14 protein-coding genes and 1 pseudogene are annotated in these 14,241 nt (G+C 60.2%); 11 read left to right on the top strand and 4 right to left on the bottom strand.

Features of this window, described 5'->3' with window-relative positions; translation table 11 throughout:
• The first annotated feature begins 189 nt into the window (after positions 1-189).
• The 4 genes from AWM69_RS00390 to AWM69_RS00375 all read left to right on the top strand — a co-directional run bounded on the left by AWM69_RS00390 (position 190) and on the right by AWM69_RS00375 (position 4,567).
• Complete coding sequence (locus AWM69_RS00390; RefSeq protein WP_218725534.1) at positions 190-2,133, top strand: sigma-54-dependent Fis family transcriptional regulator; 1,944 nt, start codon at positions 190-192, stop codon at positions 2,131-2,133.
• Between the two features lie 178 nt (positions 2,134-2,311).
• The gene (mpl, locus tag AWM69_RS00385; RefSeq protein ID WP_131652076.1) at positions 2,312-3,661 is read left to right on the top strand and encodes a UDP-N-acetylmuramate:L-alanyl-gamma-D-glutamyl-meso-diaminopimelate ligase; all 1,350 of its coding nucleotides are present in this window, start codon (positions 2,312-2,314) and stop codon (positions 3,659-3,661) included.
• Positions 3,658-4,287: a flavin prenyltransferase UbiX gene (gene ubiX, locus AWM69_RS00380; RefSeq protein WP_218725533.1), complete on the top strand. Its 630-nt coding sequence runs from the start codon at positions 3,658-3,660 to the stop codon at positions 4,285-4,287. The genes mpl and ubiX overlap by 4 nt, the downstream gene beginning before the upstream one ends.
• A complete protein-coding gene (locus tag AWM69_RS00375; RefSeq protein WP_218725532.1) occupies positions 4,280-4,567 on the top strand; it encodes a YceK/YidQ family lipoprotein in 288 nt (95 codons plus the stop codon). Before ubiX ends, AWM69_RS00375 begins: the two co-directional genes overlap by 8 nt.
• A gap of 92 nt (positions 4,568-4,659) precedes the next feature.
• On the opposite strand, the gene AWM69_RS00370 is transcribed toward AWM69_RS00375, so the two are convergent.
• Both AWM69_RS00370 and AWM69_RS00365 read right to left on the bottom strand, forming a co-directional pair.
• Positions 4,660-5,301: an oxidoreductase gene (locus tag AWM69_RS00370; RefSeq protein WP_048378370.1), complete on the bottom strand. Its 642-nt coding sequence runs from the start codon at positions 5,299-5,301 to the stop codon at positions 4,660-4,662.
• 26 nt (positions 5,302-5,327) lie between these two features.
• Positions 5,328-7,045: pseudogene (locus AWM69_RS00365) on the bottom strand (C13 family peptidase).
• 192 nt (positions 7,046-7,237) lie between these two features.
• Between AWM69_RS00365 and AWM69_RS00360 the strand changes: the two are divergent.
• From AWM69_RS00360 to AWM69_RS00350, 3 genes are read left to right on the top strand one after another with little or no spacing between them, the layout of a single operon-like run.
• Positions 7,238-7,600, top strand: a complete 363-nt coding sequence (locus tag AWM69_RS00360) for a CidA/LrgA family protein (RefSeq protein WP_218725530.1) — start codon at positions 7,238-7,240, stop codon at positions 7,598-7,600.
• Positions 7,597-8,313 (top strand): LrgB family protein, encoded by a 717-nt coding sequence (locus AWM69_RS00355; RefSeq protein WP_218725529.1) that lies wholly within the window; start codon positions 7,597-7,599, stop codon positions 8,311-8,313. The genes AWM69_RS00360 and AWM69_RS00355 overlap by 4 nt, the downstream gene beginning before the upstream one ends.
• Before the next feature lie 10 nt (positions 8,314-8,323).
• Positions 8,324-8,926: an LON peptidase substrate-binding domain-containing protein gene (locus AWM69_RS00350; protein ID WP_131652080.1), complete on the top strand. Its 603-nt coding sequence runs from the start codon at positions 8,324-8,326 to the stop codon at positions 8,924-8,926.
• A 25-nt stretch (positions 8,927-8,951) separates the two neighbouring features.
• Here AWM69_RS00350 and AWM69_RS00345 read toward each other — a convergent pair whose 3' ends face one another.
• Together AWM69_RS00345 and AWM69_RS00340 are read right to left on the bottom strand one after the other, a co-directional pair.
• Positions 8,952-10,268, bottom strand: coding sequence for a bifunctional DedA family/phosphatase PAP2 family protein (locus tag AWM69_RS00345; RefSeq protein WP_131652081.1), 1,317 nt, complete (start codon positions 10,266-10,268; stop codon positions 8,952-8,954).
• A 114-nt stretch (positions 10,269-10,382) separates the two neighbouring features.
• A complete protein-coding gene (locus tag AWM69_RS00340; protein ID WP_131652082.1) occupies positions 10,383-11,057 on the bottom strand; it encodes a DNA-3-methyladenine glycosylase in 675 nt (224 codons plus the stop codon).
• A 176-nt stretch (positions 11,058-11,233) separates the two neighbouring features.
• Here AWM69_RS00340 and AWM69_RS00335 point away from each other — a divergent pair, with 176 nt between their 5' ends.
• The 4 genes from AWM69_RS00335 (at position 11,234) to rlmH (ending at position 14,239) form a co-directional block, all read left to right on the top strand.
• Positions 11,234-12,505 carry a glutamate-5-semialdehyde dehydrogenase gene (locus AWM69_RS00335; RefSeq protein WP_131652083.1) on the top strand — a complete coding sequence of 424 codons (1,272 nt, stop codon included), beginning with the start codon at positions 11,234-11,236 and terminating at the stop codon, positions 12,503-12,505.
• A 46-nt stretch (positions 12,506-12,551) separates the two neighbouring features.
• Positions 12,552-13,196, top strand: coding sequence for a nicotinate-nucleotide adenylyltransferase (nadD, locus tag AWM69_RS00330; protein WP_162199346.1), 645 nt, complete (start codon positions 12,552-12,554; stop codon positions 13,194-13,196).
• A gap of 71 nt (positions 13,197-13,267) precedes the next feature.
• Positions 13,268-13,762 carry a ribosome silencing factor gene (rsfS, locus tag AWM69_RS00325; protein ID WP_048378466.1) on the top strand — a complete coding sequence of 165 codons (495 nt, stop codon included), beginning with the start codon at positions 13,268-13,270 and terminating at the stop codon, positions 13,760-13,762.
• Positions 13,763-13,771: 9 nt separating this feature from the next.
• A complete protein-coding gene (gene rlmH / locus AWM69_RS00320; RefSeq protein WP_003444191.1) occupies positions 13,772-14,239 on the top strand; it encodes a 23S rRNA (pseudouridine(1915)-N(3))-methyltransferase RlmH in 468 nt (155 codons plus the stop codon).
• Positions 14,240-14,241: the final 2 nt, after the last annotated feature.

Here is a 14,241-nt window from a genome sequence, read left to right as displayed (position 1 = left end):
ATTTGTACCGAAAATGCCACAGCCGATGACCGGTGAGTCAGTTCGGGATTGCAATGACCCGGGGGCAAGAGGATGCTGAGCATTCGGTTTGGACTGGATCTCTGTCGCCGCAGGTTTGGCCTGCAGCAGAGGGTGTGCTTCCCCTCTGCCGAGCCCATGACCGCCGTGACAGAGCGGAGAACAATAAAAATGCACAGTACCGATTTGAGCCGGCATGCCCGGCAAGTCATCGACGTCACCCGGGGCGGTCTTCAGGGCCGAGGCCCCGGAAGCGATCCGTCTATCGTTCGCTCATGGCAACGCTGCCTTGAGGATTACCACCTTGATCCAGCGCAGACCCTTGCGCCTACGGTGCTTGAGCACGGCCGCATTCTGGAAGGCCGCGAGCGCTTGCAGCAGGTGTTACAGATTGCCGGGCATGAAATGAACAGCCTGCATCAACAGCTTTCCGGGGCCGGGCATGCGGTGTTGCTGACCGATGCCCGCGGGGTGATCCTCAACTGTGTCACCGCCCCCAGCGAGCGCAAGGTGTTCGAGCAGGCCGGCCTGTGGCTGGGCGCTGACTGGAGTGAAGCCCGTGAAGGCACCAATGGCATTGGTACGTGCCTGGTGGAACGTCAGGCGCTGACGATTTATCAGGACGAACACTTTCGAGGCCGGCACACCGGGCTGACGTGTTCCGCGAGCCCGGTGTTCGATCCCCAGGGCGAGCTGCTGGCGGTGCTGGACGTGTCTTCTGCCCGACACGAGGCTTCGCGTCAGAGCCAGTTCCACACCATGGCCCTGGTAAACCTCTCGGCCAAAATCATTGAAAGCAGCTACTTCCTGCATCATTTTGAGCACCAATGGCTGCTGCGCTTCCATTTGCAGGCCGATTCCGTCGGACTGTTCAGTGAAGGCATGCTGGCGTTTGATGGCGACGGGGTGATTTGCGCGGTGAACCAAAGCGCCTTGAACCTGTTGGGCAGGGTGCGCGCCGGCTTGCTCGGGCAAACCGTCGACAGTGTGTTCGACTGCACCCGTGATGAGCTGTTCTCACGGGCCAGCGAACACGCCAGCACCAGCTGGCCGTTACGCAGTCGTGAAGGGCGCCGGCTGTTTGCGGCATTGCGCGGCCAGCGTCGCCGGGGCCCCGGCCCGGTAGCGGTGCAGGTTGAACCGGCTCCGGTCTGCGCCCCCGTCCCGGTACGCGTAAGTAACATCTGCCTCGGCGACCAAGCGTTGCAAACCGACTTTCGCCGAGCGCTGCGGGTATTTGAGCGGGACGTCGCGCTGTTGATCAACGGTGAAACCGGCTCAGGCAAAGAAGCCTTCGCCAAGGCCGTGCATCAGGCCAGTCAGCGTTCTGCCAAGCCTTTTGTGGCGCTCAATTGTGCGGCAATCCCCGAGAGCCTGATCGAGAGTGAGCTGTTCGGTTATCGCGGCGGCAGTTTCACAGGGGCCCGCAAGGAGGGGATGCAGGGCAAGTTGCAGCAGGCCGATGGCGGCACCCTGTTTCTGGACGAAATCGGCGACATGCCACTGGCATTGCAAACCCGACTGTTAAGGGTGCTGGAAGATCGCCTGGTGGTGCCCATTGGCGGTGACCCGCAAGCGGTCAACGTGCGCATTATCAGCGCGACCCACCGCAATCTGCAGGAGCGCGTGGCAGACGGTAGCTTCCGTGAAGATTTGTACTATCGGCTCAACGGGCTGGAAATCGGCCTGCCTGCCTTGCGTGATCGCAGCGACAAATCGCAATTACTGGATTTTTTGCTGGCCGAAGAAGCGGGGCAGGAGGCTCTGGTTATCAGTCGCCCGGCGCGTCAGGCGCTGCTGGATTTCGCGTGGCCAGGCAACGTCCGTCAATTGCGAAATGTGCTGCGCACATTGGCGGCGCTGTGTGACAGCGGGGTCATTGAGTTTGATGAGTTGCCGCCCGCTATTCGTCAGCAGCCTTCCCGAGCGCCTGAGGCTTGCGAGCTCTGCGAGGCTTCCGGGCATCCGCTGGAAGATGCCGAGAAAATCGCCCTGCTCATGGCTCTGGAGCAGCACCGCTGGCACATGACGCACACCGCGCAGCAGTTGGGTGTGAGCCGTAATACCCTGTACCGCAAGTTGCGCAAGCACGGGATCGAACGCCAGCGCGCATAACCCGCAGTCCATAAAGAAGAGGATGCCAATGTCGTAGCCTTGAGCCGTTGCTGCGACATTTTCCCGCCGTCGCAAACAAACCTGCTCCCGCATGGTCTGCTATAGCCGAGGCGATAATCATCAGGTGCGAAACGCTGCCTCCTACGCTACCCTTCGCCGATGATTTACGAGGTCGACTATGCACATTCATATTCTTGGTATTTGCGGCACTTTCATGGGTTCGCTGGCGGTGTTGGCCAAAGAACTGGGCCATCACGTCACGGGTTCTGACGCTAACGTCTACCCGCCAATGAGCACTCAGCTGCAAGCTCAAGGTATTGAGTTGACCCAGGGTTACGAGCCGTCCCAGCTTGATCCTGCGCCGGATCTGGTGGTGATAGGCAACGCCCTGTCGCGTGGCAATCCGGCGGTGGAGTATGTGCTGAACAAAGGCCTGCCCTACGTGTCCGGTCCGCAATGGCTGGCCGACCACGTGCTGCAGGGCCGTTGGGTGCTGGCGGTGGCCGGTACCCACGGCAAAACCACCACCAGCAGCATGCTGGCGTGGGTCCTGGAGCATGCGGGCATGGCCCCGGGCTTCCTGATTGGCGGTGTTCCGCAAAACTTCGCGGTCTCGGCCCGTTTGGGGGATACCCCGTTCTTCGTTGTTGAGGCCGATGAATACGACAGCGCCTTCTTCGACAAACGCTCGAAATTTGTCCATTACCGTCCGCGCACTGCGATCCTCAATAACCTTGAGTTTGATCATGCCGACATCTTCCCGGATCTGCCGGCGATCGAGCGGCAATTCCACCACCTGGTGCGCACCATTCCGAGCGAGGGCCTGGTGATTCACCCGACCACCGAGCCGGCCTTGCAGCGAGTGATCGAAATGGGCTGCTGGACACCGGTGCAGACCACGGGCGCGGATGGCCAGTGGCAAGCCCGCTTGCTCAGCGAAGACGGTTCGCGGTTTGAGGTGCTGTTTGAGGGTGTGCTGCAAGGAACTGTCGAATGGGACATGACCGGCCAGCATAACGTTGCCAACGCCTTGGCGACCCTGGCTGCCGCGCGTCATGTGGGCGTAGTTGCCAGCCTGGGGATTGCCGGCCTTAACGTGTTCAAAAGTGTGAAGCGACGCATGGAAAAAGTCGCCGAAGTGCACGGTATTACCCTCTATGACGACTTTGCGCACCACCCGACCGCCATCGCCACCACCCTGGACGGGCTGCGCAAACGAATTGGTGATGCGCAACTGATTGCCGTCATCGAGCCGCGCTCCAACTCCATGAAGCTGGGCGCGCACCGTGATGGCCTGCCGCAGAGTGTTATCCAGGCGGATCACGTGGTGTGGTACGCACCGGCCAACCTGGGCTGGGACCTGGCGGGAACCGTGGCTTCGAGCCCGGTGCCGACCCAGGTATGCGACTCGTTGGAGTCCATCATTGCCGAGGTCAAGGCCCATGCCAGGCCGGGCACCCATGTGGTGATCATGAGCAATGGCGGTTTCGGCGGCCTGCACGTCAAGTTGGCGGAAGCTCTGCAATGAACGGCCCGGAACGTATCACCCTGGCGGTGACTGGCGCTTCAGGCATGCAATACGCACTGCGCCTGCTTGATTGCCTGGTGCGCGAAGACCGTGAGGTGTACTTCCTGATCTCCAAGGCCGCGCAATTGGTCATGGCTACTGAAACAGACGTCAGGTTGCCGCCCAAGCCATTGGCCATGCAGACGTTCCTGACGGAATACACCGGGGCTGCCGCAGGGCAAATTCGCGTGTATGGCAAAGAAGACTGGATGTCGCCGGTGGCCTCTGGCTCGGGCGCGCCGGCGGCAATGGTAGTGGTGCCATGCTCCACCGGAACCTTGTCCGCGATTGCCACGGGCGCCTGCAACAACCTGGTGGAGCGGGCCGCGGACGTGGCCCTCAAGGAGCGCCGCCAACTGATCCTGGTGCCCCGCGAGGCGCCGTACTCCAGCATTCATCTCGAAAACATGCTCAAGCTGTCGAACATGGGCGCGGTGATCTTGCCTGCATCGCCCGGGTTCTATCATCAGCCGCAGACCATTGATGACCTGGTGGACTTCGTGGTCGCGCGGATCCTCAATCAATTGAACATCCCGCAAGACATGCTCCCGCGTTGGGGCGAGCATCATCTGGGCGGTGATGAGTAAGACGCTGCTGGTGTTGTTGATGCTCTTGCACGTCGGTGGCTGTGCCAGCGTTCGCACGCTGGACGCCGCCAAACCCGGTGCCCCGGTGGTGTATTCCGGAGCGCGTCTGGACTGGTATGCGCTGCAGGGTGGATGCTGTGCGATGGATCGCTTTGGTGTATCTGCGCCTGCTTACCCGGGCCTGGATCTGCCGGCCAGTGCGCTGCTCGACACGCTGTTGCTGCCGTTGTCGGTGCTGACCGTGCTCGGTGTCGGGTATCAGGCCACTGGTGGGCTGTAGCGGTTTAAATCAGGCTGAAAGCGACCGCGCTTAGCTCGTCAAAACGCCCCCCGGCAGAGCAGGGGAGCGTTTACCGATGAGGGCGTCTGCCGCTACTTGCCCAGCTTGCGCAGTTCATCCGATTCAATCACGCGGACACCGTCCTGCTCTTCCAGCGCCAGCCGCCACAGGGCGCGGGCCAACTGGCAGGCTTCGATACCGTGATATTTGCCGGGTATCAGCTTGGATAAAGGTGCAGCCAGTTGCTCAGCCAGACGCGGTTCCAGGCGTTCGCCGATCAGCAGCGAGGGGCGGGCGATCGTCAGCTGTGGCCAGTCCTGGGCGCGTAGCGACTGTTCCATCTCACCTTTGACGCGGTTATAGAACACTGACGATTTTGGATCGGCCCCGATCGCGCTGATCACAAGCAGGTGCCGTGCGCCCATTTCCCGTGCGCGCTTGGCAAAGGCCACGACCATGTCATGGTCGACGGCACGAAAGGCTTCTTGCGAGCCCGCTTGTTTGATCGTGGTGCCCAGGCAGCAAAAGGCAATATCCACCCTCCCGCTGAGTTGTGGCAAAAATACAGCCGGATCGCCCACCGGGTTTTCCAGGCGTTTGTGCGCCGCCAAAGGTCGGCGCGAAGGGGCAAGCACGCGGGTAATCGTCGGCTCATTGAGCAGGCGGTCAAGCAAGTGCTCACCGGTAAGGCCAGTCGCTCCTGCAAGCAGGATGTGCTGAGGCGTCAAGTACATGCTAGTTCTCCCTTGATACATTCAGCTTAGTCACTCTTGGCTTCCTTGCTGTTCAACCGGATTTATTCAATGCCCGTATGGCTTGTTGCTGGCGCAATCGCTGCCAATGCTCCAGCACCTTTTTCGGTGCCCAAATTTGCGGTTCCGAGGCTTCGTAATCATCGCTCAGTTCCCGCTCGGCAACATACTTTTTGGCCAGCGTGAAGGCTTGCTGCAGATCATCTGTCTGGTTCAAGGCCTGGGCGAACAGCGCATTGCCGAAATAGGTGAAGTCGGCTTCTTCCGAGCAGCCGAAGGACACGCGGTCTGCGCGTGAGGCGGTCATGATCAGGGTTCTTTCGTCTTTAAGGGCAGGAATGAACCCGCCCGAATAACAGGCTGAAATGACAATGATCTTGTCGCGGTTTTTCAGGGGCGCCAAGGCCGCAGCCAGCTCATCGGCCGGCAGATCGGACAGCTCCAGGCGAGGCTGCTCCAGCACCAGTTGGTGATCTTCACTGCCGTGACTGGTCAGGTAGATAAAGACCAGGTCTTCAGGGCCGGTTCGTTCAGCCAGTTTCTTTGCTGCGCGGAACAGGTTCTCGCGAGTGGCCATCGGTCGATCCGGCAAATGGTCGCGATGATTGACCAGGCTGATCTGCCCATGGCTGGAGAAACGGCTGGCGAGCATAGCGCTCACATAGTCGGCTTCGCGCATGAATACGCTCTGCTTGCCGTCGCCCGCGAGCACCAGGCTATACAGTTCAATGGCCGGGGTTGAGGGCGTGAGCGCCTCGAGTGCGTCATCCAGCAGTTTGCCCTGCTTGAGCAGCCCCAGTTCCAAAGGATCGGACAGTAGATTGCCCCGGTCATCGCGTACCCGTTGGCCATTGAGCCAATAACCGCTCTCGACGGTACCGTCGCTCAAGGTCAGGGTGCCTCGGCCATGATAGGTATCAGCGGCAAAATCGCCGACATAAGTACTGCCATCAGCCAGCGTCAGTTGGCCCGGGCCGTTGAAGCGCCATTCATGGAACATGCCGCGATAGTGACTGCCGTCAGCGCCGATCAGTTCACCCTTGCCGGTCAGGGCGCCATCCTTGAACTCACCGATCCAGACATCGCCGTCAACGCTTTCATAGCGGCCCTGGCCGTTCAGTTGGCTGTGCTTGAATGCGCCCTGGTATTCATCGCCTTCGGCGCTGTTAAAGGTGCCATGACCCTCCAGCTGACCGTCGACAAATTGCCCTGTGAACTCATTACCGCTGGCATCGCTGCGTTTACCTTCGCCATTGGGCTTGCCGTGGGCAAACTGGCCCTGATACTGGCTGCCGTCTTCCATCTCGAGGTGACCGGAGCCGGAGTATTGATCGTCCTTGAACGCTCCGCGATAACTCATGCCGCCCTCTTTGAGCGTACCTTCGCCTTCGCGGCGACCGCGCTTGAAGTCGCCGACATAGAGGCTGTTGGCGGTGGTCAGACTACCCTGACCATGAAACAGGCCCTGTTCGAACTGACCGCGATAGACCTCGCCATTACTGCCGTGCCATTCACCTTGGCCGTGCCAGACGCCTTTATCGAAAGAACCGGCGTACCAACTGCCGTTCGGGTAGTCGATCCGCCCCTGTCCTTGCAGCAACCCGTTGACCAATTCGCCCCGATAACGGCCGCCATCGGGCAGCCGTGCGTCAGGCGGCAATCGCGACTCGCCCTCACCACAGGCCGTCAACAGCAGAATCAAAGCGAGAGGAACAAGTGGGCGCATAACGGGATCCGGATAGTTAGGCTGCCGAGTATGCCGCAGCAATGTGGGCTGTCTATAGGGCCAGATGAAACATCGGCATATATTCTGGCGGCGTGTTCAGGGCCGTGGCCCGGTCTAGAGGTTTGGCGATGCCGGCGGGGTGTGTGACGTGCTTATAATGCAACGCAAAAATAAAATCGCAGGAGAGCTGAGATGTTGTTACGCGGCCTGACCTGGCTGGTGCTGTTTCAATTAGTGGGCACCGCCATCAATCATCTGTTCGTCCCCGTGCTGCCCGGCCCCATCATTGGGCTATTGCTGCTGCTGGTGTTTTTGATGCTGCGGGGTCAGGTCGGCGAACCCTTGAGTCAGGCAGCCAGCAGCATGCTGCGTTATTTGCCTTTGCTGCTGGTGCCGCCTGCCGTCGGGGTGATGGTGTACGCCAGCGATATCGCAGCCGACTTTTGGGCGCTGGCCGGGGCTCTGGTGTTGTCGCTGTTGATCTCGATGGCGTTTATCGGGGTGCTGATGCAGCGCTTGCTCAAGCGTCACAGCCATTCCGGGGACCAGCCATGAACCTTGAATGGCAAGGCGCCTGGGAGGCGGTTATCCATCATCCGCTGTTTGGCATCGGCATTACCCTGGGCGCTTATCAACTGGTGTTGGCGGCCTACGAGAAAACCCGCTGGATCTTTCTGCAGCCGGTGCTGGCCTCCATGCTGCTGGTGATCGGCGTGCTGGTCAGCTGCGGGCTGAGTTACAGCGAGTACCGCAAAAGCACCGAGATCCTCAGTATCCTGCTCGGGCCTGCGACCGTTGCACTGGCGGTACCGCTCTACCTTAATCTGCGGCGAATTCGTCAGTTGTTCTGGCCTATCTTCACTACGCTGGTGATAGGTGGCGTGCTGGCGACAGCGCTGGTGGTGATCCTTGGTTATTGGTTTGGCGCCGAACACATGATGTTGATGACGCTGGCCCCTAAATCCGTGACCTCGCCGATTGCGATGCTGGTTGCAGAGCAAATAGGCGGCGTAGCGGCGCTGGCGGCGGTCTTTGTTTTGATCACCGGGGTCATTGGTGCGATCGCCGGCCCCGGTCTGTTGCGGCTGCTGGGGGTGCACAGCCCTGAAGCCCGCGGCATGGCGTTGGGCATGACGGCCCACGCGGTAGGCACCTCGGTGGCTTTGCAAGAAGGTGAAGAATGCGGCGCTTTTGCAGCGCTGGCGATGAGTTTGATGGGCGTGGGCACCGCGGTATTCTTGCCGCTGGCCGTGACCTTCGTGGTGTAAGGGTGAATGTATGATATTGCCGCTTTTTCCTTTGAATACGGTGTTGTTCCCGGGGTGCGTGCTGGATTTGCAGCTGTTTGAAGCGCGCTATCTGGACATGATTGCCCGTTGCATGAAGCAAGGGACGGGCTTTGGTGTGGTGTGCATCCTTGAGGGGGGCGAAGTAGGGAACGCGCCGAAGGATGTCGCCCGGGTCGGCTGTGAAGCGCTGATTCGCGATTTTCAAAAGCAGGATAACGGCTTGCTGGGAATCCGGGTTGAAGGCGGGCGTCGTTTCGAGGTGCTAAGCACCGAGTTGCAACGCGACCAGTTGCTGGTTGCACAGGTCGAGTGGCTGGATGAATTGCCCGAACAGCCCTTGCAGGAAGAAGACCAGGACCTGTTGGCCTTGCTCAAGGCGTTGGCCGAGCACCCAATGGTCGCGGCGTTGAACATGAACGTCGAGGTCGCGGGTCAGCAGTTACTGGCCAACCGGCTGGCTTATTTATTGCCCTTTGCCGAAGAAGACAAAATCGAATTGCTGCAGGTTGATGACCCGCAACAGCGCCTGGACGGGATCCAGGTGTTGCTCGATGAGATGCAGGGCGAGCTTCAGGGTGAACTGCTCAACTGAAGGCATCGCCCGTGACCGTTGGTGCTCAATAGGTATAACGCAAGAGCTCGCCTGACAGGTGGACAAGCACAAAGAAGCCATACAGCGCGGCAGCGGCGGGCAAAATCAACCACCAGACCCTCTGTGGCAATGCCGGCATCGGCATATAGCGCTGGCTCAGCGCCAGGGCAAAGGCATTGACGCTAATGGCGAGCAGGGCCCCGGCCATGATATCTGTGGGCCAATGGACGCCGAGGTACACCCGCGACATCGCGACGGTGATTGCCAGCAGGCTTCCCAGCAGCACCCAGGTGACCCGCATGCGCTGCGGTTGTTCGCGTCCCGCCATGATTGCCAGCGCCACAAAACACGCAAATGCCCCGGAGCTATGCCCGCTGGGCATGCTGTAAGTGGTCAGCGGTTCGAGGAGCACGTCAGGCCTTCCCCGTGCGAAAAAGTATTTTGTGGCGGTGTTGATCAGGGCAGTAAACAGCGTGACGCCGCCGAAGAAGATCATCCCGCGCCATTGCCGGGCGACAAACAACAGCACACAAATTAGCGTCGCGGCAAAAAACTGGGTGCGGAAATTGCCGATGACCGTCACCAGCACTGCGCCCATGTCGACTGCGCTGCTGCGATGCTCCTGAATCAGTGCATTGATCCCCTGATCGAACGCATTCATATACGGGTAGCCGATAAACACGGCCAGCAGCAGTGCAAGGCTCAAGGCACCAATCAGCAGCGTGGCCCGGGGCTGACGCCGCAGGCTGGCATTGATGCTCAGGCCCAGCAGCGCGGCGAGGCCAGCAGCGACAATCGCTGCTTGCGGCCAGAATCCTTCAGGCAGCGGCAAACGCAACGCCGCCCCGGTTGCCCAGCCGGGCAGGAGATACGCCACCGCCCAGCCGGCCCCGGCCAGCAGGCTGACGCCGATAAAGCGTGGCAGCGGCATGTCGCACATGCCGGCAACCATTGGCAGCATCGGTCGCAATGGGCCGATAAAACGCCCGACCAGCAGGCTGACAATCCCGTAGCGATGGAAATAACTTTCGGCGCCGTTCATCCACTCGGGATGCGAGCGCAGCAGTGGCAGGCGCCGGATGTTCTGATGGAAGCGTCTGCCCAGCAGGTAAGACACGCCATCTCCCAGCAGGCCGCCCAAAAAGCCCAGTAACAAGGTTTCGCCCAGGCTCAGCGCGCCACTGCCGGCCATGACGGCAATGGCAAATAACAGCACTGTGCCGGGAACGATAATCCCGGCAATCGCCAGGCACTCCACACATGCCACAATAAATACCGCAAGCCCCAGCCATTGCGGGTTAGCGGTTAACCAGCCTGTTACGCTATCGAGCCATGGCCCCATGTTTAGATTTCCTGTTTGATTGTCGAGTGAGCGTCGCCCAGGCCTCGAATTTGTCTGGCGACGGCAGCACTGTATTTTTCAGGCCATTCTCTGTGTCACGAGACAGGCTCGTGGTTACAGCGAGGCGGTTTCAAGCGATACATAGTCCCGGCCTTCGACTTGTCCACGGCGCAGCGGGTTGCGTGTGCAATGGGCGGTGTAGTCGGCATCGACGAAGCGGTACATTAAATGTTCATCCCGCCCGTGGGGGATCCCCAAACGGGTGGTTTGAATAATCCGTGACGGTCGTTCTCCGACGTCATTGACACATAAACGTTCCGGGTTGAAACGTTTTGCATCCCATTCGCGGACCTTCAGGCCCAGTGCCCTGCACAGCAGGGTTTGGCCGGCGCAAAGGGTGTTCAGTGGCCGGGGACGGCCCTGAGTGTCCGGATTGTTGAGTTGCATGCGGGCCAGGCTGTCCGGCCCGGAGAGTTCGTCAACCCACGGATACGCCGATTTGATCAGTACCGCGTTGCCCGGGCCGTGGGCGCTGAAGTTCAGCGAATCACCGCCGCGCGCGTAATACATATAAATGTGCCCGCCATCGAGAAACAGCGCTTTGCGCTTTTCGGTGTAGCCGAGCGAGGCATGGCTGCCCTTGTCGATGCAGTAATAAGCTTCGGTTTCGATAATGCGTGCACTCAGCCACAGTCCGTCGACCCGATGGCGGATGACTTTGCCCAGCAGTTCGCGGGCAAGCAGCTGGGCATCACGGTCGAAAAAGGTATCAGGCAGCGTTGTCGGCATTTTCAGAGCGGTCAGTGGAGGGCTAAAAAGGTGCTGATCATAGCAAGACGTGCTTAATTGGGGCTGAACACGCTGTATTTGCAATCCATTTCGACCATCCGCCTGCCACCGCTGTGCGTGAGGCGGCGCGACAGCTATAATCGGCCGCTTTCCTCCCTGCCAAGACCATTGAGACCATGACTGAGTCCGTTCTTGACTACATGACCCGCCTGGGTCGCGCTGCTCGCGAAGCTTCCCGTGTAATTGGCCGTGCCAGTACGGCGCAGAAAAACCGTGCCTTGCACGGGGCTGCTGCTGCACTGGATGCTGCTCGACCGCAGCTGACTGCCGCCAACGAGCAGGACCTGGCCGCTGGCCGGGCCAACGGCCTTGAGCCGGCCATGCTGGAGCGCCTGACGCTGACCCCCGCACGCATCGACAGCATGATTGTCGGCTTGCGTCAGGTGGCCAGCCTGCCCGATCCCGTTGGGGCTATTCGCGACATGAGCTACCGGCCTTCCGGGATTCAGGTAGGCAAGATGCGTGTGCCGCTGGGCGTGGTGGGGATTATCTATGAGTCGCGTCCCAACGTGACCATCGATGCTGCAAGCCTGTGCCTGAAGTCGGGTAACGCCACGATTTTGCGCGGCGGCTCGGAGGCCATCCACTCCAATCGGGCCATCGCGGCCTGTATCCAGCAAGGTCTGGCTGAGGCCGGGCTGCCTGCGGCGGTGGTGCAAGTGGTTGAAGTCACCGACCGTGCGGCCGTGGGGGCGCTGATCACCATGCCCGAGTATGTGGACGTGATCGTGCCTCGCGGTGGCAAGGGCCTGATCGAACGCGTCAGCCGTGATGCGCGGGTGCCGGTCATCAAGCATCTGGATGGCATTTGCCATGTGTACGTCAGTGCCCAGGCCGATCTGGCCAAGGCTCAGCGCATCGCTTTCAACGCCAAGACTTACCGCTACGGTATTTGCGGGGCAATGGAAACCCTGTTGGTGGATCAGGCCGTAGCCGCGCAATTCCTGCCGGCGATGGCAGAGCAGTTTCGCGCCAAGGGCGTCGAGCTGCGCGGTTGCGAACGCACACAGGCACTGATTGATGTGGTGCCGGCGAACGAAGAAGACTGGAACACCGAGTATCTGGATGCGATTTTGTCGATTCGCATTGTCGACGGGCTGGACCAGGCGATTGAGCACATCAATCACTATGGCTCCCACCACACCGACTCGATCGTCACTGAGCATCAGGGTGATGCCCGGCGTTTCATGGCCGAAGTGGACTCCAGTTCGGTGATGCTCAACACCCCGACCTGCTTCGCGGATGGATTTGAATACGGATTGGGTGCGGAGATTGGCATTTCTACTGATAAGCTGCACGCCCGCGGCCCGGTCGGTCTCGAAGGTCTGACCTGCGAGAAGTACATTGTGGTCGGTGACGGCCAGTTGCGTGGCCAGGAGTCGGTCTGACTTGATCGACCTTAGCCCGCCAGGCATGGCAGCGCACATCGACGAGTTGCCCCGGCGCATCGGCGTGCTGGGAGGGACCTTCGATCCGGTGCACATCGGGCATTTGCGCGGTGCTCTGGAAGTCGCTGAAATGATGGTGCTCGATGAGCTGCGTCTGACGCCGAACGCCAGGCCGCCTCATCGTGACTCACCGCAGGTCTCGGCGCTCGACCGTCTGGCGATGGTTGAGTGCGCGGTCGCCGGAGTGGCTACGCTGGTGGTAGACCCCCGGGAGCTGCAGCGGGACAAACCGTCCTACACCATTGATACCCTGGAGTTGATGCGGGCCGAGCTGGCCGCTGATGACCAGTTGTTTTTACTGTTGGGCTGGGACGCATTTTGCGGCCTGCCCACCTGGCACCGCTGGGAAGAGTTGCTCCAGCATTGCCATATCCTGGTGCTACAGCGCCCGGATGCCGACAGCGAACCGCCGGATGCCTTGCGCAACCTGCTGGCAGCGCGCTCGGTAAGCGACCCGCTGGCCCTGAAAGGGTCGAGCGGACAGATTGCATTCGTTTGGCAGACACCGCTCGCGGTATCCGCCACCCAGATCCGTCAACTGCTGGCCAGCGGTAAGTCGGTACGTTACCTGGTGCCCGACGCGGTCCTGGCCTACATCGATGCGCACGGACTTTACCGTGCGTCGAACTGAAAAGGCGTGTTTCAAGGCACGATTGAACGTGTATTGAAACACCCGAAAACATGAGCAAAACGAGTTTTTATATGACGAACAACGACGTAAACAAAGTAAAGCGCAAAGGCACAGCCAAAAGTGCTCCACTGCCGAAAGCCGTTTTCAGCGGTGAGCCGCTCAAAGGCGAAGAGCTGGTCAAGGTAGCCGTAACAGCCCTGGAAGACGTGAAAGGCCAGGACATTCAGGTTATCGATGTTCGCGACAAGCAAAGCATCACGGACTTCATGATCATCGCTACCGGTACCTCCAACCGCCAGATCGGCGCGATGCTGGACAAGGTTCGCGAAGCGGTCAAACTCTTGGGCGTCAAGCCTTTGGGCGAAGAAGGCAAGGGCGACAGCGACTGGGTACTGCTGGACATGGACGACGTGATCGTTCACATGATGACTGCCAGCGCCCGTCAGTTCTATGACCTGGAACGTCTGTGGGCCGGTGCTGAACAGAGCCGTGCCGGCAGCGCTGCTCACCACAGCCCTGAAAACACCCACGAGCATTTCCTCAAGCTCAACAAAGACCAGGAATAAGGGTTCGCTGTGCGCCTGCGTTTGATCGCTGTCGGTTCGCGTATGCCCAAGTGGGTGGAAGAAGGCTGGCATGAATATGCCAAGCGTCTGCCATCCGAGCTGGCTCTTGAACTGGTGGAAATACCGCTCAATACCCGTGGCAAGAATGCCGACGTGGCTCGTTTCATCCGTCAGGAAGGCGAAGCCATGCTGGCCAAGGTCGGCCCGGGGGAGCGGATTGTTACGCTTGAGGTCCACGGCAAGCCCTGGAGTACTGAACAGCTGGCGGTCGAGCTTGACCGCTGGCGTCTGGACTCGCGCACTGTGAATTTCATGGTCGGCGGCCCGGAAGGGCTGGCGCCGGAAGTCTGTGCCCGCGCTGACCAGCGTTGGTCGTTGTCGCCGTTGACGTTGCCACACCCGTTGGTAAGGATTCTGATCGGTGAGCAGTTGTATCGCGCCTGGACGGTGTTGTCCGGGCACCCTTATCACAAATAGTC

Origin of the sequence: Pseudomonas sp. D1HM, from assembly GCF_019266105.1 — a bacterium.
GTDB lineage: Bacteria > Pseudomonadota > Gammaproteobacteria > Pseudomonadales > Pseudomonadaceae > Aquipseudomonas > Aquipseudomonas taetrolens.
Note: the sequence above shows the minus strand (reverse complement) of the source record. Positions and strands in the feature narration are given on the sequence as shown.

What these genes read in the sequence shown, in the direction of transcription:
- mpl (WP_131652076.1), top strand. Translation starts at nt 2,312, where the DNA reads ATGCACATTCATATTCTTGGTATTTGCGGCACTTTCATGGGTTCGCTG.
- AWM69_RS00335 (WP_131652083.1), top strand. Translation starts at nt 11,234, where the DNA reads ATGACTGAGTCCGTTCTTGACTACATGACCCGCCTGGGTCGCGCTGCT.
- AWM69_RS00370 (WP_048378370.1), bottom strand. Translation starts at nt 5,301, where the DNA reads ATGTACTTGACGCCTCAGCACATCCTGCTTGCAGGAGCGACTGGCCTT.
- rsfS (WP_048378466.1), top strand. Translation starts at nt 13,268, where the DNA reads ATGACGAACAACGACGTAAACAAAGTAAAGCGCAAAGGCACAGCCAAA.
- AWM69_RS00355 (WP_218725529.1), top strand. Translation starts at nt 7,597, where the DNA reads ATGAACCTTGAATGGCAAGGCGCCTGGGAGGCGGTTATCCATCATCCG.
- AWM69_RS00340 (WP_131652082.1), bottom strand. Translation starts at nt 11,057, where the DNA reads ATGCCGACAACGCTGCCTGATACCTTTTTCGACCGTGATGCCCAGCTG.
- AWM69_RS00360 (WP_218725530.1), top strand. Translation starts at nt 7,238, where the DNA reads ATGTTGTTACGCGGCCTGACCTGGCTGGTGCTGTTTCAATTAGTGGGC.
- AWM69_RS00375 (WP_218725532.1), top strand. Translation starts at nt 4,280, where the DNA reads ATGAGTAAGACGCTGCTGGTGTTGTTGATGCTCTTGCACGTCGGTGGC.
- ubiX (WP_218725533.1), top strand. Translation starts at nt 3,658, where the DNA reads ATGAACGGCCCGGAACGTATCACCCTGGCGGTGACTGGCGCTTCAGGC.
- AWM69_RS00345 (WP_131652081.1), bottom strand. Translation starts at nt 10,268, where the DNA reads ATGGGGCCATGGCTCGATAGCGTAACAGGCTGGTTAACCGCTAACCCG.
- AWM69_RS00390 (WP_218725534.1), top strand. Translation starts at nt 190, where the DNA reads ATGCACAGTACCGATTTGAGCCGGCATGCCCGGCAAGTCATCGACGTC.
- AWM69_RS00350 (WP_131652080.1), top strand. Translation starts at nt 8,324, where the DNA reads ATGATATTGCCGCTTTTTCCTTTGAATACGGTGTTGTTCCCGGGGTGC.